This is a genomic window from Rhodococcus sp. C-2, assembly GCF_027854095.1.
GTDB lineage: Bacteria > Actinomycetota > Actinomycetes > Mycobacteriales > Mycobacteriaceae > Rhodococcus_F > Rhodococcus_F qingshengii.
This window is the reverse complement of the sequence record NZ_JAQGFI010000021.1, coordinates 1-26,458: the sequence shown is the minus strand read 5'-3', so window position 1 is coordinate 26,458 and position 26,458 is coordinate 1. Positions and strand designations below refer to the sequence as shown.

Below are 26,458 nucleotides of genomic sequence, written 5' to 3'. Positions count from 1 at the left end.
CATGTACCTCGCACTCATCTCTGCATCCGGGGCACCAGGAGTCTCCACGACAGCACTCGCTCTGGCCTTGAATTCACCAAGTAAGAACACGCTCTTGGTCGAAGCCGATCCAATCGGATCCTCGCCCGTGCTGGCCGGATACCTCCTCGGCGGCCGCTACCACGACAAATCATTGATCAACCTCGTCGACGCCAACCGCCACGGACGCCTCAAATCAGCGCTGGCCTCCGAGGTGATCACCTTCCCTGACACCACGGTCTCTGTCCTCCCTGGCCTTCTACATTCCGCTCAAGTCGATGCAATGCGCGGTGTCTGGAGTCCACTCGGAATCCATCTCGCAGGACTTGCCGTCGACGATGCCAACGTCATCGTCGACGCCGGCCGGATCGGACAACACGGCTCACCGGTCGAAATGATCGTCAGCGCCACGACCATTGCCATCGTTACCCGCACGACCCGTCCGGCACTGGCGGCACTGCGCGCTTCGATCAACGGATTGCGTCAACAACTGTCAGCGACACAGTCCACGGCAAGCCTCGGACTCATCCTCATCGGTGAATCTCCGTACAACGCCGACGAAGTAGCCAAGGTCACGGGACTCGATGTCATCGCCGTCATCCCGGATTCGAAGGACGCGAAGATCTTCTCCGACGGCGAGGTGCTGACCAAGTGGCGTCGCCGCCGATCGCTGTATCTCCATGCGCTGCACCGAACCACGTGGCCCAAGATCGAAAAGTTCTCGGCCACCCACCAGGCCGACTGGAAGTCCAGCCTCGCCGTGACAGGAGACCGACGATGACAACTGACGAGACAGCACAGAGTGCGCACAAGAACATCACCGATCTCCCGTTCTTCTCCGCGACGCTTCCTTCCGTCGATCAGCACTCGGCTTCCCCCGAACCAGTGACCCCGGTGTCGGCAGAAACCGCTGATTTCTTCCGCACCAACCACCTTCACGATCTACCTCCAGCACCACGGCATAGTCCTCCGGACGAGGCCGTGCGGTCGCGGCGGAGTACGCCCCCGAAAATCGCGGTCGACCGACAACTCGTCCGCGCCCTGCAGCGAGAAGCGGCCGAGCTACTGCGCGAACACCGCACCAAGCGTGACCGAGAGCTCAACGATCCGAAGAACACCAAACTCGTCGTGCCGTTCACCGAAGACGAAGAACGCGAATACGGCCGAGAAACAATCACCGGATTGGTGAAAAACCACGTCCAACAGACGATCCGCTCCGGCGGCGAAGCCTTCAACCTCGACCAAGAACATGCCCTCATCAAGGCGATCTTCGACGCTCAGTTCCGCCTCGGGCCCCTCCAAGATCTCGTCGAAGAACCCGACATCACCGACATCTACCTCAACGGTGACGCCGTATACGTCAAATACCCCGACGGACACTACGAATACCGAGCTTCCGTCGTCGACAGCGGCGACGAACTTCTCGAGTGGATGAGCCTGCTCGCATCCAGGGCCGATAACGGTGGCAGGCCCTTCTCCAGAATCAATCCCTCGCTTCGACTCAACATGCAAGGCAACCATCGACTTTCGGTCCTGGGGTACACCACCATCCGGCCCTCCGTCGCGATCCGCATCCACCGCCTGACCAACATCACCCTCGAGCAGCTATCGCTCGATCACCACATGATGCCTCCGGAACTTGCGCACATCCTTGGATGCGCCATGCGAGGCGGAGCGTCGACCGGCGTCGGCGGCGGAATGGGTTTCGGCAAAACGACATTCGCCCGCGCTCTCGCCAACGCACTCCCCGTTCACACACGAATCGGAGTGGCCGAAACCGAACGAGAACTCTTCCTCGACGAACTGCCCGGCCGGCGAGACTTCGTCGTCGACGCCGAAATGATCATGGGCGGCGGCGAACGCGGTCCAGACGGACAGCTCGCCGGCGGCTTCAGCCTGAGCGCAATTCTCTATGAGTTCGTCCGCCAGGGACTCGACTACCTCGTAGTCGGCGAAATCGCCGGCCACGAGATCCTCGCCCTGGTCAAGGCGCTCCAAACAGCCAATGGTGGCCTTTTCACTACCCACGCCTACACCGCACGCGGCGTCATCGACCGACTCGCCAACCTCGCCCAAGAGCCCCCGATGAACGCCACCGCGGAATACATCGAACGACAGCTGGCAGAACACGTCGACGTGATCGTCCAGTTGGCGACGAAGGTCAGGGTCAACCGCGAAGGCACCACAACCGCAGTCCGGTACGTCTCCGAAGTCGTCTACGTCGAACCTGGCGACGACAAGCTACCCAGCTTTTCCACCATCTACCGCGGATACTCCGACGGCACAGGGGTATTCGGCACCATCCCACAGCCGCTGCTACGCAAGCTTCTCGCCGGCGGATTCAAGAGACTGAACCTCCCCTCCGACACTCTTCGGAGTTTCGACGAAGAACGTGAACTCTTCGACGACGAAGGAGCTGCATGATGTACCAGCAAATCGGCGTTTTCCTCGTCCTGCTTCTGTGCGCGGGAGTCGGCTGCCTTGTCCTGGGGTGGAGGGACCGCCGCGATCCCACAGCCCCCACTCGGCAGCGTCCACGTAAGGGCGAAAGAGTGAAGATATCCGGGACCACCCAAATGCTCCTGGCGGTCGGGATCGTGGCAGGTGCCAGCGTCTACTACCTGAGTGGATGGCTCTTCACGCTCTTCCTCGTCCCGGCCCTTCTCGTGGGTCTGCCCTACCTCCTGAGCCGACCGGAAGCGGAACACCAGATCCGCCGTCTGGCCGCGATGGACGAATGGACGCGCAACTTGTCGAGCAGCATGCGAGCTGGCTCCGGAATCGAACACACCATCATCTCGACTCCTATCCCGGAAACGCTCAAAGACGAGATCACTGCCTTCATCAACAGGCTCCGCAACAATGTCCCACCGGCCGAAGCGGTCACACGATTTGCATCCGACCTCAACGACAGCGTCGGAGACAAGATCTGCGGCGCCCTCCTCCTTGCCATGCAACTGCGTGGTGTCGGTCTGGCCAATGTTCTCGAAGGCCTCGCCGAAGACGTGGGCGATACCGTCGCCCGCCGCCGGCGCATCGAAGCGGACCGCAAATCGACTCGAACACAAGCCAAATGGGTCACCATCATCACCATCGCCGTCCTTGCTGCAGCTTTCGCCTTCACGAATTTCATGGAGCCATACCGTTCAGGCGGCATGCAGATCGTCCTACTGATCCTGCTGACGCTCTTCGCTGCGGATCTGTACTGGATGAAACAAGCCACCAAGCCGCCGACCTACCCGCGGTTCATCGGAACCAATGACCGCGTCGAACGCACCGACCTTGTAGGAGCGCAGCGATGAGTATCACCATGACGATCATCGTCTATACCAGCGTCGGCACAATCGGCATCTATCTCGTGGCCCTGTACTTCCTGCGAGCCCAACCTGCCCTCACCGACGTGATGTCCAGGATGTCCGGACCCGCGCCGGAGAAGGCAAGCACAGCAGGGACATCACTCGTCGACGGGCTAGCCAACAAGCTCGGCCTGCGCGTACATCCCTACCTACAAGACAGTCGATTCCTCACCCTCCCCACATCGGACCTCTCACTGCTACACAAAGATCCGGCGCACGTCCTCGGCGAAAAACTTGTCGCGGCATTCTTCGGTCTGTTGATCTTCCCGATACTGAATCTGGTTCTGACCGCGTTCGGATTGGGATTGGCATGGTCGATGCCGGCGATCCTCTCACTCGCGACCGCCGTCTTCCTCTTCGTGATTCCCGACATCGACATTCGGCGCCGCGCCGCTGCGGCTCGCGCCGAATTCGCACAAGCCCTCAGCTCCTACATCGACCTGGTCGCGCTATGCCGACGAGGCGGAATCGGATCCACACAATCCCTCGAGATCGCCGCCCAAGTCGGAGACAGCTGGGTGTTCCTACGACTGGACGAGGAACTGTACGAAGCCGGCCGCTCCGGCGAAGCGCCCTGGAGTGCTCTCACCCGCGTCTCGCAGCAGCTCGGACTCGCAGAACTCGGCGACCTCGCAGACATCATGACGATGACAGGCGACAAAGGCGCCAGCGTCTACACCTCACTGCGAGCCAAAGCCGCCAGCCTGCGCTCCGCACAAACCTCCGCTGAGCAGTCCGCCGCCGTCGAGGCAACAGAGAAGCTCGCCATGCCCCTCGCCGGCCTCGCCGGCCTGTTCATGGCACTACTCCTGATCCCGGCCGTGACCGTCATCAGCGGCTAACCAACAACAAGAAAGGAATGCCCTCTGAACAGGCAAAACAAAGAAGGACCCATCGACCGGACTCATCCAGTCCAGGACAACTGCTACACATCCAGCACACCAATAAGGAGCACGCCATGACCACCAAAGCCATCACCACCACCCGACGCGCAACCCGCGCCGCCATCACCTCCTACCTCACACTCACGATGATGTTCGTCGCCGCACTCGCAGGCAGCCTCCTGCAGCGTGCAGGCGGTAAAAATTCGGACCGCGGCCCCTCCACCCTCGAGTACGTCATCCTCGCCGGAATCTTCGCCGTCGCGGCGATCGCTGCCGGCGCCGTAGTCGTCCAGAAGATCCAGTCCCGCGCGGACTCCATCCCCGACTGAAACTGCCGAGCGCAGTTCGGATGCTGGAGAACAAAACCATGGGCCTATCGATAGCGCTGAGGACATGGAGTGCAACGTCGCTCTTCAGTGCTCGGCGCTATCGATGCACGACCTCAGGCAGTAACCGAAGGGGACAGGAGGAAATGCCGTGATGACGATATTGACAGCGGTAGCGATTCTCTTGCTGTTCGGAATGCTGCTCCTCATCATCCTTGGTGGTGGGACACCGCTGGAGGAAGTGATTTTGTGGGCGGGGTGGTCAGTTATGGTGCTGGCACTTTCTTTCTGCGTATTGGGTCCGTTTTGGGGAGCCGTGGCCGGAGTCGGTGTCGTCGCACTCGCGGGGGGCGCTTCCTACGTTTATCACTACGTCACCTTCCGTCTATCGCTATGCCGCCATCGGTCGTGATTGTTCGTTGCCGAACGAATGATTTGGATCGGCGTCATACGAAACAGAATTCACAGACCCCCAGGCACTGAGAGGGGTGAAGGAGAAGATCAATGATTATCACGATCAGCGTATTGGCAGTCACGAGCTTTTTAATACTGTTCGGTGCCTTCTACACGTTTGACTTGGGGCCGGGCGTCTATTTTGCGCCTGTTGTCGCGGCGACGATCCTGTTGGGGCTGCCGGCGGCGACTCTTCATGTGCTCACCGATGAAAGCACTTCGGGCGCAGTGCAGCTCGGCATACTTGCGGCCGCATTCTCTCTCTCCATAGCCCTCGTCGTTGCCGCGATCTGGACTGCCATGTTCGCGCGCAATCGCGTCGACACCAAACGCAGTACCGCAGCCCAAAAAGGGCTCGCCACCTAGCCCACCCCGCCAACCGGACCGCAGAGAAACGGACAGTCATGACACTGGAACAGCTGATCGACCGGTGGCGCCACGACGACCGGGGCCCCACGACGCTCGTCACCGTCATCGCGATGGTCGCTTTCCTGATGATGTTCTCCGTGATGCTGCAAACCGCCCTGTTCTTCCACGGACGGGACGTCGCCAACACCTGCGCCGAAAAAGCCTTGCAAGCCACGCGTTCTCAGCAAGGGAACCAGGCGCTCGGCCTCGCCGCAGCGAACGCGTGCATCGCGAAATCCGGATCGGGTGACCTTCAAGCGCCGGTCGTGTCGGTGAACAAGACACTCCGCGAGACCACGGTCACGATCACCGGAAAGTCCCCGTCCCTCGTACCGGGGCTGGAATTCGCCATCACCGTCGACCACACCAAACCCACTGAGCGCGTGACCAATCCCGGAGGTGTCGGATGAAGCTGAGCCAGTGGATCGCTCGCTCCCGCTCAAACGATCGAGGAGATGTGACCATCGAGTTGTGCCTCGCGATCATCGTCCTCCTCGTCCTACTCGGTTGGATGTACGCGTACGGCATCAACCGTCAGGCGCATCAAAAGGTCGAGCACGCTGCGGGAGAAGCCGCCCGAGCAGCATCGCTCTCACGTACCGCCGCTCAAGCCAACCCCCTCGCATACCAAGCGGTCCTGGACTCGATGGATGGTCAAGGACTCAAATGCACGACGATGAACGTCAGCGCTGATACCACCGGGTTTCGCACTCGCCCAGGAGTATCCGCCACCGTCGAAGTCACCGTCAGTTGTGAAGTCTCCTACGACGCCCTCGGATGGCCCGGCGTCAGTGGAGGACGAACTATCGAGGTCACTGCAATCTCACCCATCGACACCTTCCGGGAGCGCACCAGATGATTACTGCACTGCGTAAGCGACTCACTTCCAGGCTCCCCGAGGAACGCGACAAGGGGGCCGTGACGCTGATGACCGTGATACTCGCTCCCATCCTCATATTCTTCGTGTGGGGACTCATCGTCGACGGCGGTGGAATGCACACCGCAGCTCAACGCGCGGACAACGTCGCCGAAGACGCCGCCCGCGCGTCCGGACAGCAGATCGTCGGATCCCTCAGTGCGCGAGGGATCGATACGGTTGTCGACCCCGTACGCGCAGTGGCGGCCGCGAAACGCTATCTCGCCGACGCCGGGGTCGAGGGCGAGGTCATCCCCACAGGGCCTCGCACACTGCTGATCACCACCCGCATCGTGTACGACAACAAGCTTTTGCCCCTTGGTTCGAAAGTGATCACGGGTAGTGCAACGGTGAACCTCAACCGCACCAACGCGGGGGAGGTGTACCGGCCATGAGTGCTCGCACAGTCCGATCCCGCCTCGCAGGACTCGGGTACCTCCTGATCCTGCTTCTGCTCGTGGCAGGGATCCCCGCAGCACTGTGGGCATTGCGCGGTAATCCTCTCGACATCCCCTTTTCGGATTTCGAGAGTCTGCTCTCTAGCCCCGACGACGGCAGCCTCCTCGTCGCACTTCTTCCGCTCGTCGGCTGGGTCGCGTGGGCGACATTCACCCTCCCGATCCTTGTCGAGCTCGCAGCCACACTCCGGGGCGTCAAGGCACCGAAGATCCGGCTTCTCGGGTCGCAACAGAAAACGGCGACTTTCCTCGTCAGTGGCGCACTGCTTCTGCTGACAGCCGGCACAGCAACCGCTACACCTGCACTCTCGCAACCGGCGGACAGCGCATCACCTGCGCCCTACGCACCGATCTCCGCACAGCAAGACCCGAGCGGCCCCGCCCACACTCAGGTGGACCCGCGCGCTGCACGGCCCGCAGTTCAACCCGCCGGCCCGACCGTGACCACCGTCCGCGGAGACACCCTGTGGGGACTCGCCCAAACTCACCTCGGCGACGGGCGGTTGTTCACCGAACTGCTCGAACTGAACAAAGACGTTGTGCCCGAAGCGGGATTCCTCGCAGAGGGAATGACGCTGCAACTCCCTGCTGCAGTGCAGGACGTCGTACAAGGCGCCTACACCGTCCAAGCTGGAGATACACTCTGGGACATCGCCGACCGAGAGCTCGGCGATCCTTTGCGTTTCTCTGAGATCACCACTGCGGACGGGTCGCCAGCCGGAGACCTGATCACAGTCGGACAGCAATTGATCATTCCATCCGCGTCCGCCCAAACACCCGTGCCGGCAGCGGAGGCAGCCCCCCAGCCGGCGGCCGTACCTGCGCCGGTTGAGGCGCCGGGGCCAGCTCCCCAGGCGCAGGTGCCCGACGCGGCACCGGAACCGATCCCCGAAGTTGCAGCGACACCGAACTGGCAACTCGACCCCGTCGAGCCTCAGATGCCTGCGAATATGGCTCCTGATGCCGAAGCATCCGTTATCGGCGCCGAGGTAGAAGACGACTCCTCCAGCTCGTCCGACGTCGTCTACATCGCCCTCGGTATCTCCGCGCTCGCCGCCGCCGGCCTGACCGGTCACCTCGCGCTACGCCGTCGGCAACAACAGCATCGCCGCCGCCGCGGCGAGCGCATCGCCCTGCCTGCAAAGGAAGCGATTCTTGCCGAACAGGCATTGACTGCCGCCGTCGATCCGCTGACCACCGCCCATGTCGACACTGCACTGCGGAACCTCGCGCAGTACTGCCGAACGAACGAGATCTCCATCCCCAGTCTCCTTGCCGTTTTCATCGGTGACGACACGATCGAGCTCGGACTGCTCGAGGAGATCTCTCTGCCCCAGCCATGGATGCAATCAGACGACGACACGTGGATGGTCGACCCACGGGCGTTCCCTCGTTCGGTTCCGGACATCGACGTCAGCCCATACCCAGCCCTGACTGCGATGGGAGCCAGCGACGACGGCCGAGAGCTCATGCTCAATTTGGAGGAAATCGGGCATCTCTCCATCACCGGCACACCCACCGCGACCGCAAATGTGCTTCGCGCGATGGCCGTCGAGCTTGCCGTATCGCCTCTAGCCGATTCCCTTCACCTCAACGTCGTCGGATACTGCGGCGACCTCGCAGGCGCAGTGAATACCGGCCGTATCACGCACTCGGACAACACCGACGAGGTGTTGGCGCGCTTGGCCCGCCACCTCGAACGCGACGCCGACATCCTCGACGAGAACGACATCGAATCCATCGCGCATGCACGGAGCGTGTACGAAACCAGCGAGCTGACTGCTCCGGAAATCGTCCTCATCTCCGACCCGTTGACAGCTGAACAAACAGAAATCCTGACCTCGATCGCCCGTAGCGCCCCGCGGATCGCGTTCGCTGCAGTCACAACGCAGAACTCGAACACTCGCTCCGACTGGACATTGGATGTCGCCGACGACGGCACTGCAACACTGGTCCGCCCAGGTATCGCAACCGCACAGCTCACTGTCACAACACTCGACGAAGCCGGCTACGAAAGCATCGTCAGTCTGTATGCCACCACCACGCAGGATCCTTCCCCAGCTACCCAACCCGAAACTGCGGACTTCAGTTGGGAGGGGGCACGTCTCGACTTCGACATCACGACCGAAAATCTCATCACCAGTGCCGACCCTGCGGCATTCACCGTAGTTCGCAACGACGACAACGTAATTGAGGGAGTCAACTCCGAGACAGTCGGTGACATCGACACCGACCGTGTCGGCTACACCGAAACCGAAACCGTCGCATACGAGGCTGACGTCCCCGCAGCTCCACACATCTGGATCCGCGTCCTCGGAGAACCCACCCTCACCCCACTCACCCCAGGCTCAACGGACCGAGAAAACTCGCGAAGCCTCACCGAAATCGCTGCTCTACTCGCATTCAGCGACGACGGAGTGCCCGCAACTGAGCTCACCGCAAAGATGTGGCCCCACGACGTCGAACTCGTCAACGCGGCCAGCACTGCCGAAGAAGCGAAGACGGCAAACGCGCGGCTCCGTAGCCGCCGCAACCAAGCCGTCACACGACTGCGCAGCTGGATGGGAGATACCGACACCGGGGACGCAGCGCTCATCAAGTCCGGAGACCGAACCGGCCGAACGCCACTTCGCCTCCACCCTTCAGTGACCACAGACTGGGACTACTGGAACCAGCTCGTCGACGCTCACCCTGCGACGACGACAACCGAACGCCTTGAATCCGCACTCGCGCTGGTGACCGGTCAGCCCTTCACCAGCGACGACCCGATTGCCTACCGGTGGGCAGATCACATAAAGCAGGAAATGATCTCCGCGATCACCGACGTCGCAGAAGAGCTCGCCGGCCGCTACATCCGCGGCGAACAGGTCACCCAGGACCTCGATGCCGCAGGAAAGGCAGCCCGGGCCGGCCTCACGGTCGACAGTGCTCACGAAGGCTGCTGGCGAGCGGCCATCATCGCCACCCACTTCTCCGGGGACATCGAAACCACCCAAACCCTCATCGACACCCTCAAAAGCGAACTCGACGAACTGCAAGTCGACGCACACCCGGAGACCAACGAACTCCTCAGACAGCTCGACACCACCACCGACTACCGCATCGGAGCCGCATCATGAACCGCCGCATCGCAGCCATGCTCACCCTCACTGCGGCGGCCTGCCTGACCGCAAGCTGCAGCATCCTCAGCCCGGAGCCCGGCACCCTCAACACCAGCAGCGGCCCGACCTTTACCGGCCCCCCTGGATCGGGAAAATCACCTGAACAGCAAGCAGGAGAAGGTGCCCTCGCCAAGATCAGCGAGTACTACACCGTGCTCGCACGATTGAACTCCGACCCCGCTGCCCCGCTCTCTGACCTCGATGCCGTCGCGGCAGGCCGCTTCCTCGACAGGACCAAGAAAGAGATCACAACCAGCCGCAACGAAAACCCGACGCCACCAAGCGATCTCAAAGTACTCAAGAACGTGATTACCAAACACGACATCCCCATCGACGAGACCGGCGCACCGACAGCGGGAACTGCCACGCTCCAAATGGACGTCTGCATCAGCAAGCCTGTGGACAAACTCGAACTCGGAAAACCGATCCTGACGAACCCGTCATGGCCCGACCCAGCAGGATGGAGAGTCACAGCCGACTACACACAACCCGGAACACCCTGCAGCGCCGGAAGCTTCTAGGAGACAACAACATGGCCCACAACAGAATTCGACGAACCACAGCAGCAGCAGTCACAGCTGTTGCCCTACTAGCCGGCGTCGCAGCTTGTTCCAGCAATTCCGACGAGCCGAACGTCACTCTCACTGCGACCGGAAACCCCGCTTTCGATGGTCCAGACGGCAAGACCGAGGCGAAGACGCCCGACGAGCAAGCACGGAGCCAAGCGATCGCCAAGGTCAACGAGTTTTATGCTGCCCTCGGAAGCATTGAAGCTGACCCAACAGCTTCTGTGGATGCGATCAGCGGTGTGGCTGGCGACCCAGTCTTGAACGACCGAGTCGGGGACATCATGCTTCGACGGTCGCAAGGCATCACCAGTACCGGAGCCATTTCCGTCATCAAATCCTCGGTGACGGATCTGAGCGCTCCAGTAGATGATCAGGGAAAACCCCGAGCGGAAGCCGCCTGGGTTCACGTTCAGGCCTGCACTGATATCTCCGGCTGGAATGCCGTATTTCCGGACGGATCAAGTGCGATGAAGCCCGACCGCGGCCAGTTCGAGTCCACCAACATCACCGTTCGGAACCCCGCGTGGCCTGATTCGAATGGCTGGCGCGTCACAAGTCAAACAGTTGAGAAGGTGCAATCATGCGACTAGCAATGAGAATTTTCGCCACTGCGACACTGGTTTGCGGCGTTCTGGTCACGGGGAGTCAGTCAGCGTTGGCGCAGCCAGGCGTAGGTGGAGGTGGAGTTGACGTATCGTCCTCGCCCGGTGGTGCGAATGTGACAGTGGGCGGCGGCTACGTGAGTGCACCCGCGGGCTCAGGCGCCAGCGCGGGGGCCGCGGCAGGCGGAGCGGCTGGCAACGCAGGAGGCGGCGGAGGCGGCGCGGCTACTGGCGGCGCCGGCCCCGCCGCTGCACCTCCGTCTGGGGTCCTCAACGGAATCCTGCAAGGCGCATGCCTCGGCACACCTGGGGGATGCCCCGCACCGCCTGCGGCACCCGGTATCGAGGTCCCGCCGACGCCGCCCTCAATGGCGGAGATCATGAATACGGTGTCTATGGCGATCACCGCAATGCAGCTCGAAAAGCCTCCAATGTGCTGGACACCTGAACCTGCGAACTCAGGTGGAGGTCAACGTACCGGTCTCGTGGGTAAGGAGAGCTGGGCTTTCATGTGCCCCAACGATGTTCGCGAATCCACGACAGGTCCGGTCAACAGAGCGGCGACCTCGGGTGTTGTAACCGTCACCGCGAACGCCATCAACACCGGTGTCCTCATTAATCACGGCGATGGAGACGTGCAACTGTGCCCGGGTGCATTGCTGCCGTTCACTCCGTATACCGATGCTGTTGACGCCAGCCCTCTTTCGCCCGCCAGCGGAACTCCATCGCCCACATGCGGACATCGTCTCGCAAAATCGTCCATCGGACAGCCGCAAGACGTCTTCAAGGTCAGCGCGACCAGCAACTGGGTGGTCACGTGGACTGCCACTTGGCCAGGCGGCACGATGGGCGGCGTAGCCCCCACTCCGTTGACGTCGATGTACGACCGGCGGGTAGGCGAATTGCAGGTCTTGGTCACACCGAACTGAATTCAGCCAATGGATGCCCGCGTCATTTTGAACTGTCCAGTTCGAGTGGCGCGGGCATTTTTGTCGGCAGAACGAGAAGGGAATCACAGGTGGGCACCTATCATCACGTGGTCCTACGCTCGGCGCCAGGCGAATACGTCGCCAGGATAAGGCCGAGCGCATTCGGATGCGACATCAAGGTCGGTAGGGGAGGTTGGTTTGATCAGAATCGGCTCCCGGCCATCATGGCGTTCGCGGAGAAGTATTTCGACTGTTCCCTGACGGCGATCTGGGTAGACGACCTGTCCTGTGACGGTTGGGAATACGACTCGTCACTGGTAGCTCCGTGGGACGGCCCGGTGTCCCTTGATGACGAACCTGAACTTCCTCACCTGGTACCGGCCAGCTCGCCAGGCAAGGCCGTCGCCGCTTATCCGAACATCATTGTCGAGGGGATGTAACTACACGTGCTGACCGGGGATCCGAGCGAGAATACATCGTTGTCATTGAGCGAAATACGCAGGGCCATAACACAATCTCCTGATATGACAGGGAGACAGAAGCTCTCGTATCTGGGTGCGTGGTCGTTTCATGCTCGTGGGGCGTCCCGTAATACAGCCAGGGTTGAGGACTACAGGCAAGTGTCTGATTTTACTGTCCACGTCTCGGCATTGCGCGCCTGCGTGAATGCGGTTGACCCGGAGCTGATTTCGGACTTGTCGGCGACGTTGACCCCATACCCAGAATCTTCCTATTCCACGTCCTTTGAGGATGCGCTCAGGTCTGAATTCGGGGATCCGGTGGGTTCTGCGATCAACAGGCTGTCGCTGGAATGGGATGCGTGGCCCGACCGTCCGTGGCCGATGTCGCTGCACCGCGCCGTTGACAGCACAAGCAGGTATCTGGCCTTGGACAGGGACCGCCTGTCGAGGCTCGATCGGGGAGAGACGCGGTTGGCTGCAGCTTTGGCAGTTGCGATCCCGATGGTGGTGCGTAGCGAATTCGCCGAGATCGGTGTTCGGGGTCGCTATATTTTGTTGTGGCGGGGGCTGGGGAAGTTCGGGGTAAGCCCGCGGCCAGAGGTTTGGCCTGAACTGGCGGCTCGCCGGGTACCTCATGACTACAGTGCGCAGCCGCTGTCGTCGTTTACGGCCAACTTTGAGGTTGCCTTGGATTTCGCGAGGGACGGTGAGGGGATTTTGTTGGCTGAGTTGGTTCCGTTGTCGGCTGTATTTTCGACTCCGCTCGTGATGGGAATTCCGGGATCTGAGGTGGTCGTGCGCGATCATCGCCACCGCTGGCTGGTGCCTCTCCGCCGGACCGAGGGCGCTTGGGTAGTTGACTACAGCCCGCCCTGATTGATTCATCTCCCGAGCGGCCATCGCAGTCTCGCCGTTGCTTGCAGTTGCGTGCTTGTGTTGCGTGTTGGATTACCTTGTGGCGGTGTAGAACTGTGGAGCGTCAGTCTGGTTGAGTTGTGGGTGTCAATATTGTGAAATTCGAGCGGGTGGGGGAGTTTGGATGAGGCAGCTGCCGACTTCGATTCAGGAGGAGAGCGCTTCAGATGGGGGGACGGGCCGTTGGTGGGCGTGGTGGAGCGAGCGGATGCATTTGGTTCTGCCGATCGGTGTCCCCGCGTCAATCCTGCTGTTGTTCTGGGCCAACGTAATTTGGACGTCGATCGACCAGTATCTCAATCCAACTTCGGGGGCGGCAGTGGATGTTTCGCCCGATCCTGGAATTGCGGAGGACGTTATCGCTACTAGCGTGGCGGTGGCGTGCGGGTGGTTCACGTTCTTGGTTGTTCGCAGATTCTGGGGCCCGGTCGATCGATCTGCGCCGTGGCTCGCAGGTGTGGGCCGTCGTCGGCGGTTCCTCGGAGCTGCAGGAATTTGGGCGGTCGGTCAGGCTCTGGCAATTGCGTTTCGGGCATTTGTCGGTGAGGGCTCAACTGGCAGTCCCTCGGTCGAGGGTGGCTGGTTCTCCTGGGACGTCGTGAAGCCGGTCCTGCTGGCGGGGTTGATGGAAGAGGTCTTCTTTGCCGGGCTAGCGGTATTGGTAGGTCTGCGATTCCGGATCAACCTCATCGTGGTGATCTGCATTTCAGCGATTCTTCGTGGAGCCTTACACATATATCAGGGGTGGGAGTTCGCAGTCGGGGCGATGTTGTGGGGAGGGTTTGCTGTTTTCGCGTACTACCGTTATCGATCGCTCTTGGGATTAGTTGTGCCTCACAGTATTTTCAATCTTGGCGTGGCGGCGGGTTGGATGGGACAGCGATGGTTGGTCGTGGCCGTCGCGGTCGTAGTGGTCGGCTTTGCTGTTGTCTACATCGCAGAGATCGAGAGGTCGCGCGGTTCTCGTTTGGGCACTGAGGGTGGGGTAAACGTGGGCGATCGGCAATCGCGGTCAGTTGTGTTGACCGGTGAGCCTTAAAGGCCAGAAGCATCAAAGAAGGCCCTGTTCGAGTGCGTGAACAGGGCCTTTTGCCAACTAGATGCATCGGAGGATTCGTACGGGTGGGTCGCGGGACCGTGCTCAATGTCTGTGTCTGCCCATATCGTTGGGGATATGACGGAGAATCGAAGCTTTCTTGATCGTCCGAAACCGTGGCTGGATGCTCCCCGCCCGGGGCCGACTGTCGTTGTCGACATCGATGGCGTCGTTGCGGATATGCACAATTTCGAGGGGTTGATCGCCGCGCCGTCATACGCCGATCGAGATTGGAAGCGGTTTCATACCCATTTCGGTGAAGCTTCCCTGAACCGCGCGGGCGGAAAGTTGGTTCGGGCGCTCGACAGTGCAGGCTTCACCATTGCTTACAGCACAACCCGCTTGGACCAATTCAATCGGACCTCTGATCGGTGGATCCGGGCGAAGTCGTTGCCGCCCGGTCATATCGAATCACGGAGCTTGTGGGTGGACGGAACTGTGCGTCGGGCGTTTGATGTCAAACGTCGGCATTGGTGGCGGTGGGAAAACCACTACGCAGAGACGAGCCCGATAGTGGCCTGGATCGACGACGAACCAGACGCAGTCGACGCGCTTCGGGGGGAGGGCTGCCCGGCGTGGTTGTTCTCGGAGCTCTTCGATCGCCTCAAAGTCGGCGATGTGGTTCCTGCGCTTGCATCCGGACCGGAACCCGTTGATGTTCTCTCTGCGAGGAAGGCGGAGGCTTTGCCGCGGTGGGAGGAATTCGACGAGCGCTTCAAGGTCAAACACGCGCGGTGGCAGAAACGGCACGCGGAACGAATGCGGAGTCGCCAACAGGATCAACGAGTGGATGGCGATGGAGCTGTTCGCGTCTGAGCCATTCGGTGAAGGTGGCTCACCGCATCGACGATGACATCGATGCGGTGAGCCGGAGCACACTACGCCAGCAATGCGCCGCTGACGATGCTACTGCACCCCTGCTCGGAGGTGCGGAGATTAGGCTCAGCCGCATGACCCTCTGGTTCTTGCGCTCTCGATCCAACAAGTACGCGGTGAGAGTCGACATCGCCGCTGCTGCTGCGGATCTTCGTGGTCGAATGCGCGCTGTACGTGAGATCAGCTCTCCTACAGGCAGTGTGGACTGGGAGTCGGCGCGTGAGATCGCTGGAAAGTGTGATTCTCAATTCGTGGCGGCCGCCCGAACGCTTCCTTTTCTCGAGAGGCGCTTGGCGTTGGCTTGGGAGCGGTCACTAGTCATGAGTTATTGGTATGCCCGAGGTAATCGACACGGCTTCGAGCTCCTTGAGGAACGAGGCTTTGCGCTTATGTCGATGCTCCCGGAAGGGGTTCAAGCGTCGGTCTGTCGCGAGTTCGTCGATGCCGTCGACCACCGCCACGAGATGGGCTCCCGCGTCGACGGGGTAGGCGAGTCGGTGTCTGCGGCGGAACCTGCGCTGGTCGAAGTGACTCAGAAAGCGTTGCGCCGACGAATGAAGGACGAGCGACAACTGATCGTGCTCGAGAGCGTGATCGGTGGCCAGTCCGGACGGATCGGTCAAAGCCTGCGGCATTATGTGCCGTGGCTCGACTTCGCGTGTGAGTATCTCGAGGACCCACGGGAGGTTCAGGAGCTGGAGATGCTTGTCGCTCGTTGGCGCATCGAGCGTTCGAAATACGTTGTGGAGAACCCGGATTATGCACACGTGCGGATTGTCGACGTGAAGACGGCGCAGGGCGGACCGCACCACAGAGAGGGCATGTAGATGAGTACCGAACCATTTCGAATCAGCGAAGGCAGCGCTCTGCACGCCGATGACCCGGATCCGTTGCGGCAGTACTGGTACACCGCTGATGACCTGGTGGATACCTTCGGTTACCGGCGGGACGCCTTGGAAGGTTTGTTCGGTGAAGCGACGCCCGGGCCTGGCGGGTTGGTGGGGTGGACGACGTCGGTGGTGTGGAAGATCGAGAGTGAAGTGATTGTGCCGGCGGTGGAATTGTTGGAGTCGAGTTTCCGCGATCAGGAGTCGATTGATCTCACGGTGTATCGGTCGTCGGCTGGCTGAGGCTCTGCGATTAACTGCCGCTTGCGGGGCCTTACATGTTGAGCTGGTTGGCCAGTCGACTGATCGGGCGCGGCTCGATGCTCAGGTTCCTCGGCTGAGGAACTCCGATGATGTGCACTCCGGCGCTGGCGCGGACGTGTGCGTCGCCGTTCACGGAGACAGAGGAAGTGTCTGTCGCTGCGACGAGAGTATGGCCGGCCGCTTGGACGTGGCACTGGGAGTGGGCGAAAACGACAGCCTGATCTTCGGCGCGAATCTTGGCGTGATCGGTACCGACAATGTGGCTTTTCCCGCGCGCTTCGATGGTGACGCCATCGAATGCTTCGACGTGCGCGAATTCGTAGGCGGTGACACGGGCGCGGTGGCAGGCCTGTAGGAAGCATCGACCGGCGGCAGCGATGGATCCTCCGCTGATTCCGGCACACGATTGACCGATGATCTTCACGTCGACTCCGTGCGGGACATGCCCGAGGTCGAACCACAGGTCAGGGTCGGCGTCGATGATCAGTCGTTTGGCGCCGCCGCGGATGTGGTGGGTGTATTCGCTGAAGGTGTGAACGATCAATGCTGGACGGGAGGAACGTGCCGGGTGGAGTCGTGCGCGGCGGCGGTCAGCTTTTCCGATTGGGGCGTTCATAGGGTGATGTTGCCTCTACTGGTGAGTTTTCGAGTGGTTTTGGTGGCGGCGAGTCCGGTCACGATGCGGGAACATCGTCGTTCGAGAGCAGCACGAGCGGATTTTCAGGCATCTGAGATGTGCGGTCAGTGATAGTCCATGGCATGGACAGCGCACGCCCCAGCGGCCAAACGATGAGTTCGGAAGCCCGCGCTGTCCGGTAGAGCGGTTAGGGTCGGGTTCTGCCTGTGACCACGGGTGATGGACGCGCTGAAGGAGCTTTCCGAGATGGCCGAATCGAATGTGGAGTCGGGAAATACTGCCGACGGTGCTTCGACTTCTCTCTCCGCTGAGGAAGTCGAGTCCACAACGCCTGGCCGTGGTCAGCGACCGGGGCTTGTCACCGCCGCCGACGCAGGAAGGCGGAAACCCCCTCTCTCGACGTATCTGCCGATCCTGGGTGTCATTGCTGTGAGTGTGGCGGTGTGGATCGCTGCTCGCTGGGCGTTCGGTCGTCACGAGCAGGCTGGCCTGTGGTCGGTCGCGTCGTTCGCTGCTCTGGCTGGGGCGGCGGTGAGCGTGGCGGTGCGTCCGATGATGGAAAGTTTGTGTGCACTCGTGCAGATTCCCGTGACGCCGACCAGTCGCTCGATCGGCCCGGCAGTAGCAACAGCAGGATTGTGGTTCGGGGCCGTGATGATCGCCGGCGGCGACGCGATCTTGCCGGCATGGCTCACGGTGGCGGCTTTGTCTGTCTGGGCCGCGTGGATTGACCACTTCACCTTGCGGTTCCCCTTGCCGCTGATTCGTGCAGTCACCGCGGCGGGTCTGTTGCTCGGCGCGATGGCAGTGGTGGTCGATCAGGACCCTGCCGCGGGTCTTCGTGCTGTGGTGGCCGGGGCCGCGATACTCGCCAGTTACCTGGTGTTCGCGATCATTACTCGCGGTCACCCCGGTTTGGCGGATGTGAGGTTGAGCTTCATTCTCACTGCAGCTGTCGGATGGGTCGGTTGGATGAACGTGGCTTCGGCAGTGCTGCTGCCGAATATTCTGGCGGTAGTAGGGGTGGCGGTCACCAAGGTGTTCGGAGGCAGAAAGGTCCGGGGTGTGGAGTTCGGGTTCGCTCCGTACCTCGTTGTCGGAACCGCGCTCGCTGTCGCGTTGCCTGCGGGCTGGTGGCTGCTGTGAACCCGAGCAAACGGATCCGTACCGATGAGAGGAACTGGACATGAGGTGGCGCCGCCGGCGGAATCGTTTCCAATCACCGAACCGGGTGGAACTGGTGGATGAGTTCCTCGACCACGTTCACAAGGTCGCCGAACGCACTCTGCCGGCATCGGATGCACCGGGATCGGCCGGTGTGCGGCGTCTGCATGTGGTGGCCACCTTGATTCGCGAGTTGGAGGAGCACGTCGATACTCGTGAGGCCCGCGGTAGTAACGCTCTCGAGTCGGCGAGTTTGGGACAGTTCTACGTAATGACCGCGCACAGTTGCGCTGCACGACTGGCGGCGGATCTCGATGCGGAAGACACTCCAGGGCGTGATGACGAAAGGCTGTCAGCGCTCGACGAATTCCATGCTGTTCAAGCAGCCACCGGCATCACTGTCAGGGTTCACGGAATGCCTACCTCCCCGGAGGGGGTGAAGGCGCTGACGGAGTTGGTACGACAGGCTCACCGCGGCGAGGAACCTCCAGTAGTGGCCGCCGAGAATGAGCGTGAGGTCGGCAGATTCGGTGCACTTCTCGACGTCCCTGTCCCTGATCGGGACATTCGCGGGCTGGTCGAGCACTTCGAACGCTTGGCGGACAAGTCGTCGGGCCCGATCGGGCGTCGGATGCCGGTGGTGCGTGCCCGTGCGTTGGTCGAGTTCTTCGATCAGTACGCAGCCAGACTGACCAAGACTGGGCGGGATGCGTTGCCTAGCCCGCACGTCCTCGAACACGCAACGGTGTGTCACCTTTCCGAGCGAGCCAGCTGGCATCTCGATCGAGTCAGAAGCATCCGGCGGTAGTAAATCGTCCAGCGACGTATCGAACGGGAAAGTGGAGGAGAGGAACAGGATGGACGACAGAGCTAGGGACGTGAAGTCAGGCATCGTTCACACCGAACTTCCGTGTGAGTTCTGCGCGGAGCATCCGCAGTACTTCGCCGGTGACCCTGTCGGGTTCGTGCGCGCAGCGAGGTGGGCCGCGGTCGTCAAAGACTGTTGTCATGGCAACGCCCCCGTGGACTACTTACTCTGCGACGAACATTGGGCCATGATCCGATTTCAGCAGTTGCCCGGCCAGTGCCGACGATGTGGGCGTATCGCCTACTCGGTAGCCGATATCGTCAGCACCGAGATTCCGCTAGGCCGGACCGCTGAAGGCGCGTGGCCGTTAGTGGGACGTGACATCCCTGTTCCTCGATTCGTTGAATAGGTCCCGCAACAGACTCTTTGAAGGGTGAATAGCAGCGTGTTGATCATGGCGCTCGGAGAAGGTTTGACGCAGGGGCAGGCAACGATCATCGCGGCGGGGATCGCATTGGGGGCGGCGAGCATCGCGTTCTTGGGAATCCTTGTGAAGGCCCGATCCGACAGAGCGTTGCATGAGGCCACGCTTGGTGAGGATCGTGCAGTCCAGCATCGACAGCAGGTGACCGAAGCTCTCTTGTCTGCGCTTGAGGCGATGAACCGGGCTGATGAGTTGGTGTCGAGTAATAACCCGATCATGGAGCGGGACTCTGATGCCTACCGTGACCGCGACAGGCGCTACTACGCATGTGTTTCTGCGACGTTGAAACTGCAGATATTGGGGCTGGAGGATGCGCACTTGGCGATGTCCGAGTTTACGGGTTCGCTTGGCCTCCACTGGGCTATCGCTGACGAGGAAGGCATTGCGCGACCGCACTGGGACACGTTCGGAAAGATCATCGAAGCAAAGGCGTCGTTGCCGTATACGTTCAGCAACACGCTGGCGCAGTTGGATCAACGGGCGTTGCAACACTGACTGCGAACCGATTTGGCGGAGCTCAAATCGCCGAATAACCCGGGGGACACGGAAGAATTTGAGAGTAGATCGGTCCAGCTAGTGCTTCTCAGTCGTTGCCGCTGTCTACATCCACGAGGTCGGCGAGCGCGGTGGGGAATGAGTATCTGCCGGGGGAGTCCATGACAGATTCGATAGTCGCTTTCGCTCCGGTTTCGTCGATGTCGGCGATCACGAAAACCGAAGTGCCTCTCGGTTTGATTCAGACGTAGTCGCCGCTCGTTATAGTCCGCCGTTCGTGCGTTCTTACGGCTGTAAGTCGGACGGGCATGGGACCACGTGGGGGTGGCTCGGGCACACGGTGACAGGAAGCCCGTAATTGTCTTCCGTTGGAAGCCTTTCCGGGTTTTTGCCGTTCTCGATGACCATGACACAGGCGGTGCCACCTATGCCAGCCGCTCCGGCCAACAGATCTGCCTCGTCCGAGCCAATCTGTTTGCGAATAGTGTCCGCCACTTCGCGAATGGTTGTGTCTTTCGATGTGGTGACTTGCCAAGCGGCTTCCTCGAGCTGTCTCACTACGACGTTGTCAGGTGCTTCTGTGTATGCGCAGTCGAGCAGTTCAATCACGGTCCCAGCCGTTTTTTCGATGTCGGTCAGGGGAAGTCGAGCATCCGCGTCGGCTTTCGTGATGGTGTCAGTGTCTACACGTGTGGGGCGCTCGAGCTCACCCTGCAGCAGTAGGTCCACTTTGATCTGACCAGTAGTGGGGACGGGGTGGTATTGCGCTGAAATAGTGGAGGTAACGGCGTCGCCGGCGTCCGGACCGAATGGCACGCATATCCAACTGAGCGGAACTTCCTCCCGTGGTCGGCAGCGGCACCCTGTCGGGTACTTCGAAGGTGTGGACGCTGGCGCCTGATCGAAAGGTGCGCACGGGCAACCATTTCCTTCGTCGTCTTGCAGGTACCACTCGTAGTGTTCACAGTCGGATTCTGGTCCACAGATGGCGCACTCGGGCAGCATGACGCATGCCCGGCCGCCGTCGATTCCCGTGTTTGTGCTGCAAACACATTTTTGCGTGCTGTTGTGTTTCTCAATGACATCGGCGATGGACTGAGCGAACTCGGTGGGGCCGAATCCCTGGCTGCCTGACGAGTGATGTTCGTCGAAAATCGATCTTTCGACATCGGCGATCGACGTGCCACCGATGGTGGCCCTTCCGCTCGACGCGGTAACAAAACCGCCCGCCCCCAGGTGGTAGGTGCGAATCTTCTTCGCGTCATCGTTCAAGATGTGGGCAGGGATACCTGGTTTGCAGGTGCGGCCGTCCGAGGCGAGAACATAGCCGTTGGTTGCACGGGCGAAAATGATGACAGTCACGCGGTTCATTAGAGCTGATCACCGACGGCCCCGACCGAGGGATCCGCCATCTCGGACCGATTCCTTTCGACAGCAAACCCGTCGAGCGCGCTTTCCCACTAGGCCGGGCTTGAAAGAAGGACGGTTCGGAAGGGGACAGCGCGGTGGTTGGCGCTGTCCTGTCCAGGTCCGAACCTATGGTCCTCCCACATGCCGTTTGGACGACGAGGAGTGAGCCTGATGACAGTCGAGATTGTTCGTATTCATCCGACGGAAGCGAAGAAGATGCGCCGGCTCCACCGGCACTGGTCGCCGGGCACCGACGTTCCCGCGGGACTTGGGGGAGCAGGAACGGTGGGCATTGTCGCATCGTCGGAATACCGGCAGCTCGGGTACGCGCTGGCATCAGCGCCTCATGGGGTGGTTCGGACCGCGCGTGAAGCAGGTTGGTCTCCGGAGGGTTGTGAGCGGCTTGCTGCACAAACCCGCATCGTCGACGCTCTCGTCGTCAACCCGGATGTTCCCGACGCGGCCATAGTCAGGGCAGCGCTGATCGAGCGGTTGATCGCCGAGCTCACCGACGACATGGCAGGCAACGGTCGCTTGTACGGCTCGACGGAGGACCTTCCGGAACGGGTGCAGTTCTGGCGCGAGTTGGGCTTCGAGGTGGGGGAGCCGAATACTCCGACGACGTGGGAACATCCGGGATGCCGCACATTGCGAGACAGCGGCGAGAGCCCCGGCTTCCGGCCGTTCACCAGGACTCTGGGAGGGCCGCTGTGAACGGCGAGGAGGGCCGCTCGCACACGCTGGTTGTCGCGGACGGAACCAGACTCGCGGTCCGCGAGGTCGGATCCCGAACGGCGCCGCTGACGGTGATCTTCGTCCACGGCTTCTGCCTACACGCCGGTGCTTGGGCGCCTCAGCAACGCTCTGTGAGTAGGCAGTGGGGTGAGCGGGCGAGGTTGGTGTTCTTCGATCACCGAGGTCACGGTGGCTCAGGGGGTGCGGACGCCGGCACTTACACGATCAGCCAGCTCGGGCGAGACGTCGAGGAAATCATTCGGGTGGTAGCGCCCACCGGACCCGTTGTCCTCGTAGGTCATTCGATGGGCGGTATGGCGGTGTTGTCGTACCTCGCACAACACGCCGACTCGGCATCTCGTGTGGTCGGCGTGGGGTTGATCTCGACCGCCTTGAGTAACGTCGCGGGCGCCGGCATCGGGCGCGCGTTGAATACCCCGGCAGTCTCACTGCTCGGCGGTGCGTGCGCGCATGCACCGAGATTGGTCGGGCGCAGCTGGAGTCTCTCGCGGCGGCTGCTGACGCCCGTCATCGGCGCGACCTGTCCCAGGGCTCCGAGCTCGGGCCTCCGAGCCGCCGCGACGTCGTACGAGATGGTCCACGCGACACCGATTGCGACGGTGGCGGCATTCTTGCGGGACCTGCGTCTCTACGACGCGTCTGCCGCGGTGGGAGCGCTGGGGCGCATCCCGGTATCGATCATGTGCGGAACCAGAGATCGGGTCACTCCGATCCTGCATTCACAGCAGCTGGCTGCGCTTGTGCCGAATGCCGAACTCGTTGCCGTCGCCGGTGGCCGGCACATGGTGGGTCTGGAGCAACCGCAGGTCGTCGGCGAAGCGCTCGATCGGCTGCTTGTCCGTGCGCAGACCTATCACCGGGAGCATTCACCTACAACGGATCTGGTCGGAGCGTGACGTGAGCGTAGACAGTGCAGCAACCGCAGTGCGGTCCATGATCGCCGACATCGACGTGGACCCGGAGAGCGAAGAATTCTTGTGCGCGCTCGACCGGTTGTGGGAGCAGATGCTCAGCGAGCGCGTGGCGGAGATCGTCGGGCTCAGGCGTGAGCAGACGTGGAGTGCTGACGAGCCTGGATGGGAAGGAAATTCGTCGCTCGACTACTACCCGCGGCGCGATGTGTGGCGCACGACGGTACATACCGGTCGCACCGCCGGCGGTGAGGAGGTGAAGATTCCGCTCGCTCTTCTCGCGCCGGTTCTGATCGGACTTGTCCCGGTTCTTGCCGGCGTGACTTCGCCGGCGAACCCATTCGTCGCACTACTTGTCTGCATTGGTCTCGCCGCAGGGATAGAGGCGGTGGGGTTGTGGTGGTGGACCCGGCGCGATCCACTCCGCCTGAGCGCGGAGGACAAAACCGAGATCGGCGTCGCTGTGACAGCTCTGCAGACGTTGATCTCAGCGGGCGGAGCGCATGTCGAGCTGCGGTTGGCGTTGGCGGCATCGGCACTCGTCGACGAGATCCGCACCGTCCCTGTATGGGCCAGTGAGGATCTCGACATAGGTCGCATACGCCTGAATCTCGACGAGCAACTGGCCGAAATTCTCGCGCATGCCGGTGAACTCGCCACAGTGCGAGCAACTTTGGGAGCCCCGGCGGCGGGTAGCAGTCCGCAAGCCCTCGCAGCGAGGGAAGCTCACCTGGTGAGCAGCCGGTGGCTCGAGCGGGTCGAGCGTTCGCTGCTCACACGTGTAGCTGCGCTGTGGAGCTATCGTCGTCATCTGCTCGAGCTGCAGGAATCGATCACTGCCGGTGAATCTCTCGACAGGATTCACGACGGGGACCGGGCCATCGAGGGCCTTCTGGTCAACTCGGCCGGCGATGATGTGGCGGCTTCGGCGATAGACCAGTTGGCGACCGACCTCACAGACCTTCGGCGCGCACGAGAGTCCGCGTTGGCGGAGCTACGCGGAGAGCTCTACGAATTCGAGGAGCGGGACTGATGGGGAGAAGTCACGACAGGATCAGCCCGGACCGCGGTAACGGCGTCTTCGACCCAGATCGGGGAGAGAGCGACATCGCCACCCGCAAAGAAGGTGCCTTGATCTCGGAACACGCCTACAGCACTCGTGCCGACATTCGCAGCGGAGCACGCGAACTCGACCATGCGACAGAGAACTTGCCCGGCCTCACCCGCGCAAGTCGAGACCTCAACCGGGCCTATCCACGCCCGACGCCGGCACCGATCGAGAACCAAAGGTTGCGCCGAGAACTGCCGGCCGCGATCGAACTGCGTCGCTCGTTGTCTGCGCGGCAGAAAAACGCACGCTCTGCCACCAAACGGCAGGTGCTCGATTCGATGCCGCAGGCGCAGTACAACGCCCTGTCGGCATTGACGTCGGATCCGAACGCTTGGAAGGAAACGAACAACGCGCTTTCTGCGGTTGCCGGCGATGCCGTTGAACTCGACGACAACAGGCGTAAGCAGGTGCAACGTGTCGACCGCGCCATTCAACGGTACGAACGTGAATCCGGCCGCGGACATCTCGTCTACACATCCGTCAGCGTTCCCAATGCTGTGGTCAACCCGGCGGACTTGCCTGCCACGCTTCAACCCGGCACGGTGCTGTCCTTCGACCGGTTCACTGCGGCGACGCACTCCTTACACGAGCTCGATTCCACCACTCGCCCGACTGATGTCGTCTTCGAGATCTCGACAGAACGGGGAATGTACTACGGGCAGTCTTCACGGATGAACAACTCGCATCATTTGCTTCCGAGAGGAATCCAATTGGATGTGGTGGGTGCACATTTCGCGCCGTACGAGCGACCTGGACAACAACCTGGCGAACGCCTGATCGTGCAACTGACTGACCACAGACCCGAAGGAGAACAACGATGAGCAAAGACCAGACGTCGCGCCGTCGCCGGCCGGACCTGACATTTCATCCTGACATTCTCGGGATCCCGGCACAGTTCCGAGTCGTAGACACCCGCCGAGCGGAAGAAGCTGGTCCCGACACAGCCGGTGACGCAGTCCGCGATATCGGCGCGCAAGAGAACTGAAGGACGCACACAAAAGAAAAGTCGGAGGCCACCACATGGTGTGCCCCCGACTCACCCGGTGCATTCTCAGTGCCGCCGACACTACCCCACACGGTGGACCAACTCGGCCGGTCCTGCCATTCGCCTGTACCGAATCGGGGCCGCCTCTTGAAACTTGTGCACCCGGATACCGGCTGAATTTCCCCGGCTGACGGCGAATGAAAGGAACCTGAGCTGCAGGTTCTGTACGGAGGTGCGTGCACGGCGTCAACCAGTCCAGGTCCGGAGTTAGCGTGCGGCGATGCCGGACGCACCGCATCGGCTCGCCAGGAAAGGGAGAACCATGACCACGCCGATCGAACCCCCCGATACAACTGTCGCCACGCTCGCCGCACGAGCCAGGGAAGCTGCCGCCGCAGCACGAAACGCGGCCGAAAAGGAACAGCAGGACAGCTCCGAATCCCAAGGTGACGAAGACAGCGGTCGACTGATCGTGATGCTCGACGAACACCCCGCGTTTGCTCCTGCTGCGGATCCGAGCGAGGTGGCCTCCAATTTCGCCCGCAGAGTCAGCCTTTCGTCCGTCGCACCTAACGCCGCCGAATTGATGTGGCCGTCAGCGGAAACGAAGAACCCGTGATGAGGCGCAAGGTCGCCACGTGTGTTGCCGCAGCGGGGCTTCTTATGACCGCGGTCTCGGGGTGTGCAGCGGTTGCCCAGGGAGGCCCCTGGACGGGAATCGAGACGAGTGCACCTGCTGCACCTCTCGTGGTCGCAAAAGTGGCCGACGAGTCGACGCCTCACCTCGACGAATTGCTCGGATCGGTGACTGTCGTCGACAAGTTGCCGAACATCCCTGGTTACGAAAGAGGCTGCGGCACAGGCGAAGCCCCGTTGACTGAACTAAATGCCGAACGGTGCAGGTCTGAAGGGGTGGGGTCGATGTGGGTCGGTAGCTTGCGGACATGAGCGAAGGCGAAAGTCCGAGAGATCTGTCGGGGCTTGTGGTGGCCCGAGTGGGTCGGTTGACAGCGACCGGCCACACGTCGGAGCCTTATATCCTGCAGGGCAGCGACGATGAACGAGTGGAGTCCGTCGAGGTGTTCTTCCGGGAGCTGATCGCTTCCGGGAGGTCGGTG

Annotated in this window: 32 protein-coding genes; 29 read left to right on the top strand and 3 right to left on the bottom strand. The window is 61.5% G+C overall.

From position 1 onward, the window contains the following. The first annotated feature begins 1 nt into the window (after nucleotide 1). From PCS43_RS31015 to PCS43_RS30920, 20 genes are all read left to right on the top strand, one after another. On the top strand, nucleotides 2-799 hold the full coding sequence (locus tag PCS43_RS31015; protein ID WP_270923181.1) for a hypothetical protein: 798 nt from the start codon (nucleotides 2-4) through the stop codon (nucleotides 797-799). Continuing rightward, entirely contained in the window at nucleotides 796-2,442 is a 1,647-nt protein-coding gene (locus PCS43_RS31010; RefSeq protein WP_270923180.1) for an ATPase, T2SS/T4P/T4SS family, read from the top strand. Before PCS43_RS31015 ends, PCS43_RS31010 begins: the two co-directional genes overlap by 4 nt. Further along, nucleotides 2,439-3,320 carry a type II secretion system F family protein gene (locus PCS43_RS31005; RefSeq protein ID WP_228233078.1) on the top strand — a complete coding sequence of 294 codons (882 nt, stop codon included), beginning with the start codon at nucleotides 2,439-2,441 and terminating at the stop codon, nucleotides 3,318-3,320. The genes PCS43_RS31010 and PCS43_RS31005 overlap by 4 nt, the downstream gene beginning before the upstream one ends. Then, nucleotides 3,317-4,216, top strand: coding sequence for a type II secretion system F family protein (locus PCS43_RS31000; RefSeq protein ID WP_161121599.1), 900 nt, complete (start codon nucleotides 3,317-3,319; stop codon nucleotides 4,214-4,216). Before PCS43_RS31005 ends, PCS43_RS31000 begins: the two co-directional genes overlap by 4 nt. A 116-nt stretch (nucleotides 4,217-4,332) precedes the next feature. After that, nucleotides 4,333-4,587, top strand: a complete 255-nt coding sequence (locus PCS43_RS30995) for a hypothetical protein (RefSeq protein WP_011331689.1) — start codon at nucleotides 4,333-4,335, stop codon at nucleotides 4,585-4,587. A gap of 151 nt (nucleotides 4,588-4,738) precedes the next feature. Continuing rightward, nucleotides 4,739-4,996: a hypothetical protein gene (locus PCS43_RS30990; RefSeq protein ID WP_270923179.1), complete on the top strand. Its 258-nt coding sequence runs from the start codon at nucleotides 4,739-4,741 to the stop codon at nucleotides 4,994-4,996. A 92-nt stretch (nucleotides 4,997-5,088) separates the two neighbouring features. After that, nucleotides 5,089-5,403: a hypothetical protein gene (locus tag PCS43_RS30985; RefSeq protein ID WP_228233082.1), complete on the top strand. Its 315-nt coding sequence runs from the start codon at nucleotides 5,089-5,091 to the stop codon at nucleotides 5,401-5,403. Between the two features lie 38 nt (nucleotides 5,404-5,441). Then, nucleotides 5,442-5,855 carry a hypothetical protein gene (locus tag PCS43_RS30980; RefSeq protein WP_011331686.1) on the top strand — a complete coding sequence of 138 codons (414 nt, stop codon included), beginning with the start codon at nucleotides 5,442-5,444 and terminating at the stop codon, nucleotides 5,853-5,855. A gap of 47 nt (nucleotides 5,856-5,902) precedes the next feature. Further along, nucleotides 5,903-6,304: a pilus assembly protein TadG-related protein gene (locus PCS43_RS30975; protein WP_270923178.1), complete on the top strand. Its 402-nt coding sequence runs from the start codon at nucleotides 5,903-5,905 to the stop codon at nucleotides 6,302-6,304. Continuing rightward, nucleotides 6,301-6,756 carry a TadE/TadG family type IV pilus assembly protein gene (locus PCS43_RS30970; RefSeq protein WP_058037093.1) on the top strand — a complete coding sequence of 152 codons (456 nt, stop codon included), beginning with the start codon at nucleotides 6,301-6,303 and terminating at the stop codon, nucleotides 6,754-6,756. The genes PCS43_RS30975 and PCS43_RS30970 overlap by 4 nt, the downstream gene beginning before the upstream one ends. Continuing rightward, the gene (locus PCS43_RS30965; RefSeq protein ID WP_270923177.1) at nucleotides 6,753-9,938 is read left to right on the top strand and encodes a LysM peptidoglycan-binding domain-containing protein; all 3,186 of its coding nucleotides are present in this window, start codon (nucleotides 6,753-6,755) and stop codon (nucleotides 9,936-9,938) included. The genes PCS43_RS30970 and PCS43_RS30965 overlap by 4 nt, the downstream gene beginning before the upstream one ends. Then, a complete protein-coding gene (locus PCS43_RS30960) occupies nucleotides 9,935-10,501 on the top strand; it encodes a hypothetical protein (protein ID WP_270923176.1) in 567 nt (188 codons plus the stop codon). Before PCS43_RS30965 ends, PCS43_RS30960 begins: the two co-directional genes overlap by 4 nt. A gap of 11 nt (nucleotides 10,502-10,512) precedes the next feature. Then, nucleotides 10,513-11,139, top strand: a complete 627-nt coding sequence (locus PCS43_RS30955) for a hypothetical protein (protein WP_228233091.1) — start codon at nucleotides 10,513-10,515, stop codon at nucleotides 11,137-11,139. A gap of 149 nt (nucleotides 11,140-11,288) precedes the next feature. After that, a complete protein-coding gene (locus PCS43_RS30950) occupies nucleotides 11,289-12,080 on the top strand; it encodes a hypothetical protein (protein WP_156423062.1) in 792 nt (263 codons plus the stop codon). 89 nt (nucleotides 12,081-12,169) lie between these two features. Beyond that, nucleotides 12,170-12,520 carry a hypothetical protein gene (locus PCS43_RS30945; protein WP_058037088.1) on the top strand — a complete coding sequence of 117 codons (351 nt, stop codon included), beginning with the start codon at nucleotides 12,170-12,172 and terminating at the stop codon, nucleotides 12,518-12,520. Between the two features lie 180 nt (nucleotides 12,521-12,700). Beyond that, complete coding sequence (locus PCS43_RS30940; protein WP_270923175.1) at nucleotides 12,701-13,417, top strand: hypothetical protein; 717 nt, start codon at nucleotides 12,701-12,703, stop codon at nucleotides 13,415-13,417. A gap of 247 nt (nucleotides 13,418-13,664) precedes the next feature. Next, the gene (locus PCS43_RS30935; RefSeq protein WP_270923174.1) at nucleotides 13,665-14,495 is read left to right on the top strand and encodes a CPBP family intramembrane glutamic endopeptidase; all 831 of its coding nucleotides are present in this window, start codon (nucleotides 13,665-13,667) and stop codon (nucleotides 14,493-14,495) included. Nucleotides 14,496-14,630: 135 nt separating this feature from the next. Further along, entirely contained in the window at nucleotides 14,631-15,368 is a 738-nt protein-coding gene (locus PCS43_RS30930) for a hypothetical protein (RefSeq protein ID WP_225320442.1), read from the top strand. Between the two features lie 134 nt (nucleotides 15,369-15,502). Continuing rightward, nucleotides 15,503-16,255: a hypothetical protein gene (locus PCS43_RS30925; protein WP_270923173.1), complete on the top strand. Its 753-nt coding sequence runs from the start codon at nucleotides 15,503-15,505 to the stop codon at nucleotides 16,253-16,255. Further along, nucleotides 16,256-16,558, top strand: a complete 303-nt coding sequence (locus tag PCS43_RS30920) for a hypothetical protein (RefSeq protein WP_054827418.1) — start codon at nucleotides 16,256-16,258, stop codon at nucleotides 16,556-16,558. It begins immediately after the preceding gene. A gap of 31 nt (nucleotides 16,559-16,589) precedes the next feature. Here the strand turns inward: PCS43_RS30920 and PCS43_RS30915 are convergent, their stop codons facing one another. Then, a complete protein-coding gene (locus tag PCS43_RS30915; RefSeq protein WP_011331673.1) occupies nucleotides 16,590-17,195 on the bottom strand; it encodes a hypothetical protein in 606 nt (201 codons plus the stop codon). A 267-nt stretch (nucleotides 17,196-17,462) separates the two neighbouring features. Here PCS43_RS30915 and PCS43_RS30910 point away from each other — a divergent pair, with 267 nt between their 5' ends. The 3 genes from PCS43_RS30910 (at nucleotide 17,463) to PCS43_RS30900 (ending at nucleotide 20,167) form a co-directional block, all read left to right on the top strand. Then, on the top strand, nucleotides 17,463-18,362 hold the full coding sequence (locus PCS43_RS30910) for a hypothetical protein (RefSeq protein ID WP_270923172.1): 900 nt from the start codon (nucleotides 17,463-17,465) through the stop codon (nucleotides 18,360-18,362). 40 nt (nucleotides 18,363-18,402) lie between these two features. Continuing rightward, on the top strand, nucleotides 18,403-19,188 hold the full coding sequence (locus PCS43_RS30905) for a hypothetical protein (protein WP_270923171.1): 786 nt from the start codon (nucleotides 18,403-18,405) through the stop codon (nucleotides 19,186-19,188). A gap of 454 nt (nucleotides 19,189-19,642) precedes the next feature. Beyond that, nucleotides 19,643-20,167, top strand: coding sequence for a hypothetical protein (locus PCS43_RS30900; protein WP_270923170.1), 525 nt, complete (start codon nucleotides 19,643-19,645; stop codon nucleotides 20,165-20,167). A gap of 88 nt (nucleotides 20,168-20,255) precedes the next feature. On the opposite strand, the gene PCS43_RS30895 is transcribed toward PCS43_RS30900, so the two are convergent. Both PCS43_RS30895 and PCS43_RS30890 read right to left on the bottom strand, forming a co-directional pair. Next, nucleotides 20,256-20,381, bottom strand: coding sequence for a hypothetical protein (locus PCS43_RS30895; protein ID WP_266104741.1), 126 nt, complete (start codon nucleotides 20,379-20,381; stop codon nucleotides 20,256-20,258). Nucleotides 20,382-20,452: 71 nt separating this feature from the next. Next, complete coding sequence (locus PCS43_RS30890; RefSeq protein WP_270923169.1) at nucleotides 20,453-21,538, bottom strand: hypothetical protein; 1,086 nt, start codon at nucleotides 21,536-21,538, stop codon at nucleotides 20,453-20,455. 210 nt (nucleotides 21,539-21,748) lie between these two features. Between PCS43_RS30890 and PCS43_RS30885 the strand changes: the two genes are divergently transcribed. From PCS43_RS30885 to PCS43_RS30860, 6 genes are all read left to right on the top strand, one after another. Further along, complete coding sequence (locus PCS43_RS30885; RefSeq protein ID WP_270923168.1) at nucleotides 21,749-22,291, top strand: hypothetical protein; 543 nt, start codon at nucleotides 21,749-21,751, stop codon at nucleotides 22,289-22,291. After that, nucleotides 22,288-23,229, top strand: coding sequence for an alpha/beta fold hydrolase (locus tag PCS43_RS30880; protein ID WP_228233105.1), 942 nt, complete (start codon nucleotides 22,288-22,290; stop codon nucleotides 23,227-23,229). Before PCS43_RS30885 ends, PCS43_RS30880 begins: the two co-directional genes overlap by 4 nt. A 1-nt stretch (nucleotide 23,230) precedes the next feature. Beyond that, nucleotides 23,231-24,277: a hypothetical protein gene (locus PCS43_RS30875; protein WP_270923167.1), complete on the top strand. Its 1,047-nt coding sequence runs from the start codon at nucleotides 23,231-23,233 to the stop codon at nucleotides 24,275-24,277. Continuing rightward, nucleotides 24,277-25,176: a hypothetical protein gene (locus PCS43_RS30870; RefSeq protein ID WP_270923166.1), complete on the top strand. Its 900-nt coding sequence runs from the start codon at nucleotides 24,277-24,279 to the stop codon at nucleotides 25,174-25,176. The genes PCS43_RS30875 and PCS43_RS30870 overlap by 1 nt, the downstream gene beginning before the upstream one ends. Beyond that, on the top strand, nucleotides 25,173-25,340 hold the full coding sequence (locus tag PCS43_RS30865; RefSeq protein WP_156423061.1) for a hypothetical protein: 168 nt from the start codon (nucleotides 25,173-25,175) through the stop codon (nucleotides 25,338-25,340). The genes PCS43_RS30870 and PCS43_RS30865 overlap by 4 nt, the downstream gene beginning before the upstream one ends. A gap of 322 nt (nucleotides 25,341-25,662) precedes the next feature. Then, entirely contained in the window at nucleotides 25,663-25,959 is a 297-nt protein-coding gene (locus PCS43_RS30860; RefSeq protein WP_166813935.1) for a hypothetical protein, read from the top strand. Nucleotides 25,960-26,458: the final 499 nt, after the last annotated feature.

What these genes read in the sequence shown, in the direction of transcription:
- PCS43_RS31015 (WP_270923181.1), top strand. Translation starts at nt 2, where the DNA reads ATGTACCTCGCACTCATCTCTGCATCCGGGGCACCAGGAGTCTCCACG.
- PCS43_RS30980 (WP_011331686.1), top strand. Translation starts at nt 5,442, where the DNA reads ATGACACTGGAACAGCTGATCGACCGGTGGCGCCACGACGACCGGGGC.
- PCS43_RS30995 (WP_011331689.1), top strand. Translation starts at nt 4,333, where the DNA reads ATGACCACCAAAGCCATCACCACCACCCGACGCGCAACCCGCGCCGCC.
- PCS43_RS31005 (WP_228233078.1), top strand. Translation starts at nt 2,439, where the DNA reads ATGATGTACCAGCAAATCGGCGTTTTCCTCGTCCTGCTTCTGTGCGCG.
- PCS43_RS30985 (WP_228233082.1), top strand. Translation starts at nt 5,089, where the DNA reads ATGATTATCACGATCAGCGTATTGGCAGTCACGAGCTTTTTAATACTG.
- PCS43_RS30890 (WP_270923169.1), bottom strand. Translation starts at nt 21,538, where the DNA reads ATGAACCGCGTGACTGTCATCATTTTCGCCCGTGCAACCAACGGCTAT.
- PCS43_RS30990 (WP_270923179.1), top strand. Translation starts at nt 4,739, where the DNA reads ATGACGATATTGACAGCGGTAGCGATTCTCTTGCTGTTCGGAATGCTG.
- PCS43_RS30955 (WP_228233091.1), top strand. Translation starts at nt 10,513, where the DNA reads ATGGCCCACAACAGAATTCGACGAACCACAGCAGCAGCAGTCACAGCT.
- PCS43_RS30970 (WP_058037093.1), top strand. Translation starts at nt 6,301, where the DNA reads ATGATTACTGCACTGCGTAAGCGACTCACTTCCAGGCTCCCCGAGGAA.
- PCS43_RS30925 (WP_270923173.1), top strand. Translation starts at nt 15,503, where the DNA reads ATGACCCTCTGGTTCTTGCGCTCTCGATCCAACAAGTACGCGGTGAGA.
- PCS43_RS30860 (WP_166813935.1), top strand. Translation starts at nt 25,663, where the DNA reads ATGACCACGCCGATCGAACCCCCCGATACAACTGTCGCCACGCTCGCC.
- PCS43_RS30905 (WP_270923171.1), top strand. Translation starts at nt 18,403, where the DNA reads ATGAGGTGGCGCCGCCGGCGGAATCGTTTCCAATCACCGAACCGGGTG.
- PCS43_RS30900 (WP_270923170.1), top strand. Translation starts at nt 19,643, where the DNA reads ATGGCGCTCGGAGAAGGTTTGACGCAGGGGCAGGCAACGATCATCGCG.
- PCS43_RS30960 (WP_270923176.1), top strand. Translation starts at nt 9,935, where the DNA reads ATGAACCGCCGCATCGCAGCCATGCTCACCCTCACTGCGGCGGCCTGC.
- PCS43_RS31000 (WP_161121599.1), top strand. Translation starts at nt 3,317, where the DNA reads ATGAGTATCACCATGACGATCATCGTCTATACCAGCGTCGGCACAATC.
- PCS43_RS30930 (WP_225320442.1), top strand. Translation starts at nt 14,631, where the DNA reads ATGACGGAGAATCGAAGCTTTCTTGATCGTCCGAAACCGTGGCTGGAT.
- PCS43_RS30915 (WP_011331673.1), bottom strand. Translation starts at nt 17,195, where the DNA reads ATGAACGCCCCAATCGGAAAAGCTGACCGCCGCCGCGCACGACTCCAC.
- PCS43_RS30885 (WP_270923168.1), top strand. Translation starts at nt 21,749, where the DNA reads ATGACAGTCGAGATTGTTCGTATTCATCCGACGGAAGCGAAGAAGATG.
- PCS43_RS31010 (WP_270923180.1), top strand. Translation starts at nt 796, where the DNA reads ATGACAACTGACGAGACAGCACAGAGTGCGCACAAGAACATCACCGAT.
- PCS43_RS30935 (WP_270923174.1), top strand. Translation starts at nt 13,665, where the DNA reads ATGCATTTGGTTCTGCCGATCGGTGTCCCCGCGTCAATCCTGCTGTTG.
- PCS43_RS30865 (WP_156423061.1), top strand. Translation starts at nt 25,173, where the DNA reads ATGAGCAAAGACCAGACGTCGCGCCGTCGCCGGCCGGACCTGACATTT.
- PCS43_RS30910 (WP_270923172.1), top strand. Translation starts at nt 17,463, where the DNA reads ATGGCCGAATCGAATGTGGAGTCGGGAAATACTGCCGACGGTGCTTCG.
- PCS43_RS30920 (WP_054827418.1), top strand. Translation starts at nt 16,256, where the DNA reads ATGAGTACCGAACCATTTCGAATCAGCGAAGGCAGCGCTCTGCACGCC.
- PCS43_RS30870 (WP_270923166.1), top strand. Translation starts at nt 24,277, where the DNA reads ATGGGGAGAAGTCACGACAGGATCAGCCCGGACCGCGGTAACGGCGTC.
- PCS43_RS30965 (WP_270923177.1), top strand. Translation starts at nt 6,753, where the DNA reads ATGAGTGCTCGCACAGTCCGATCCCGCCTCGCAGGACTCGGGTACCTC.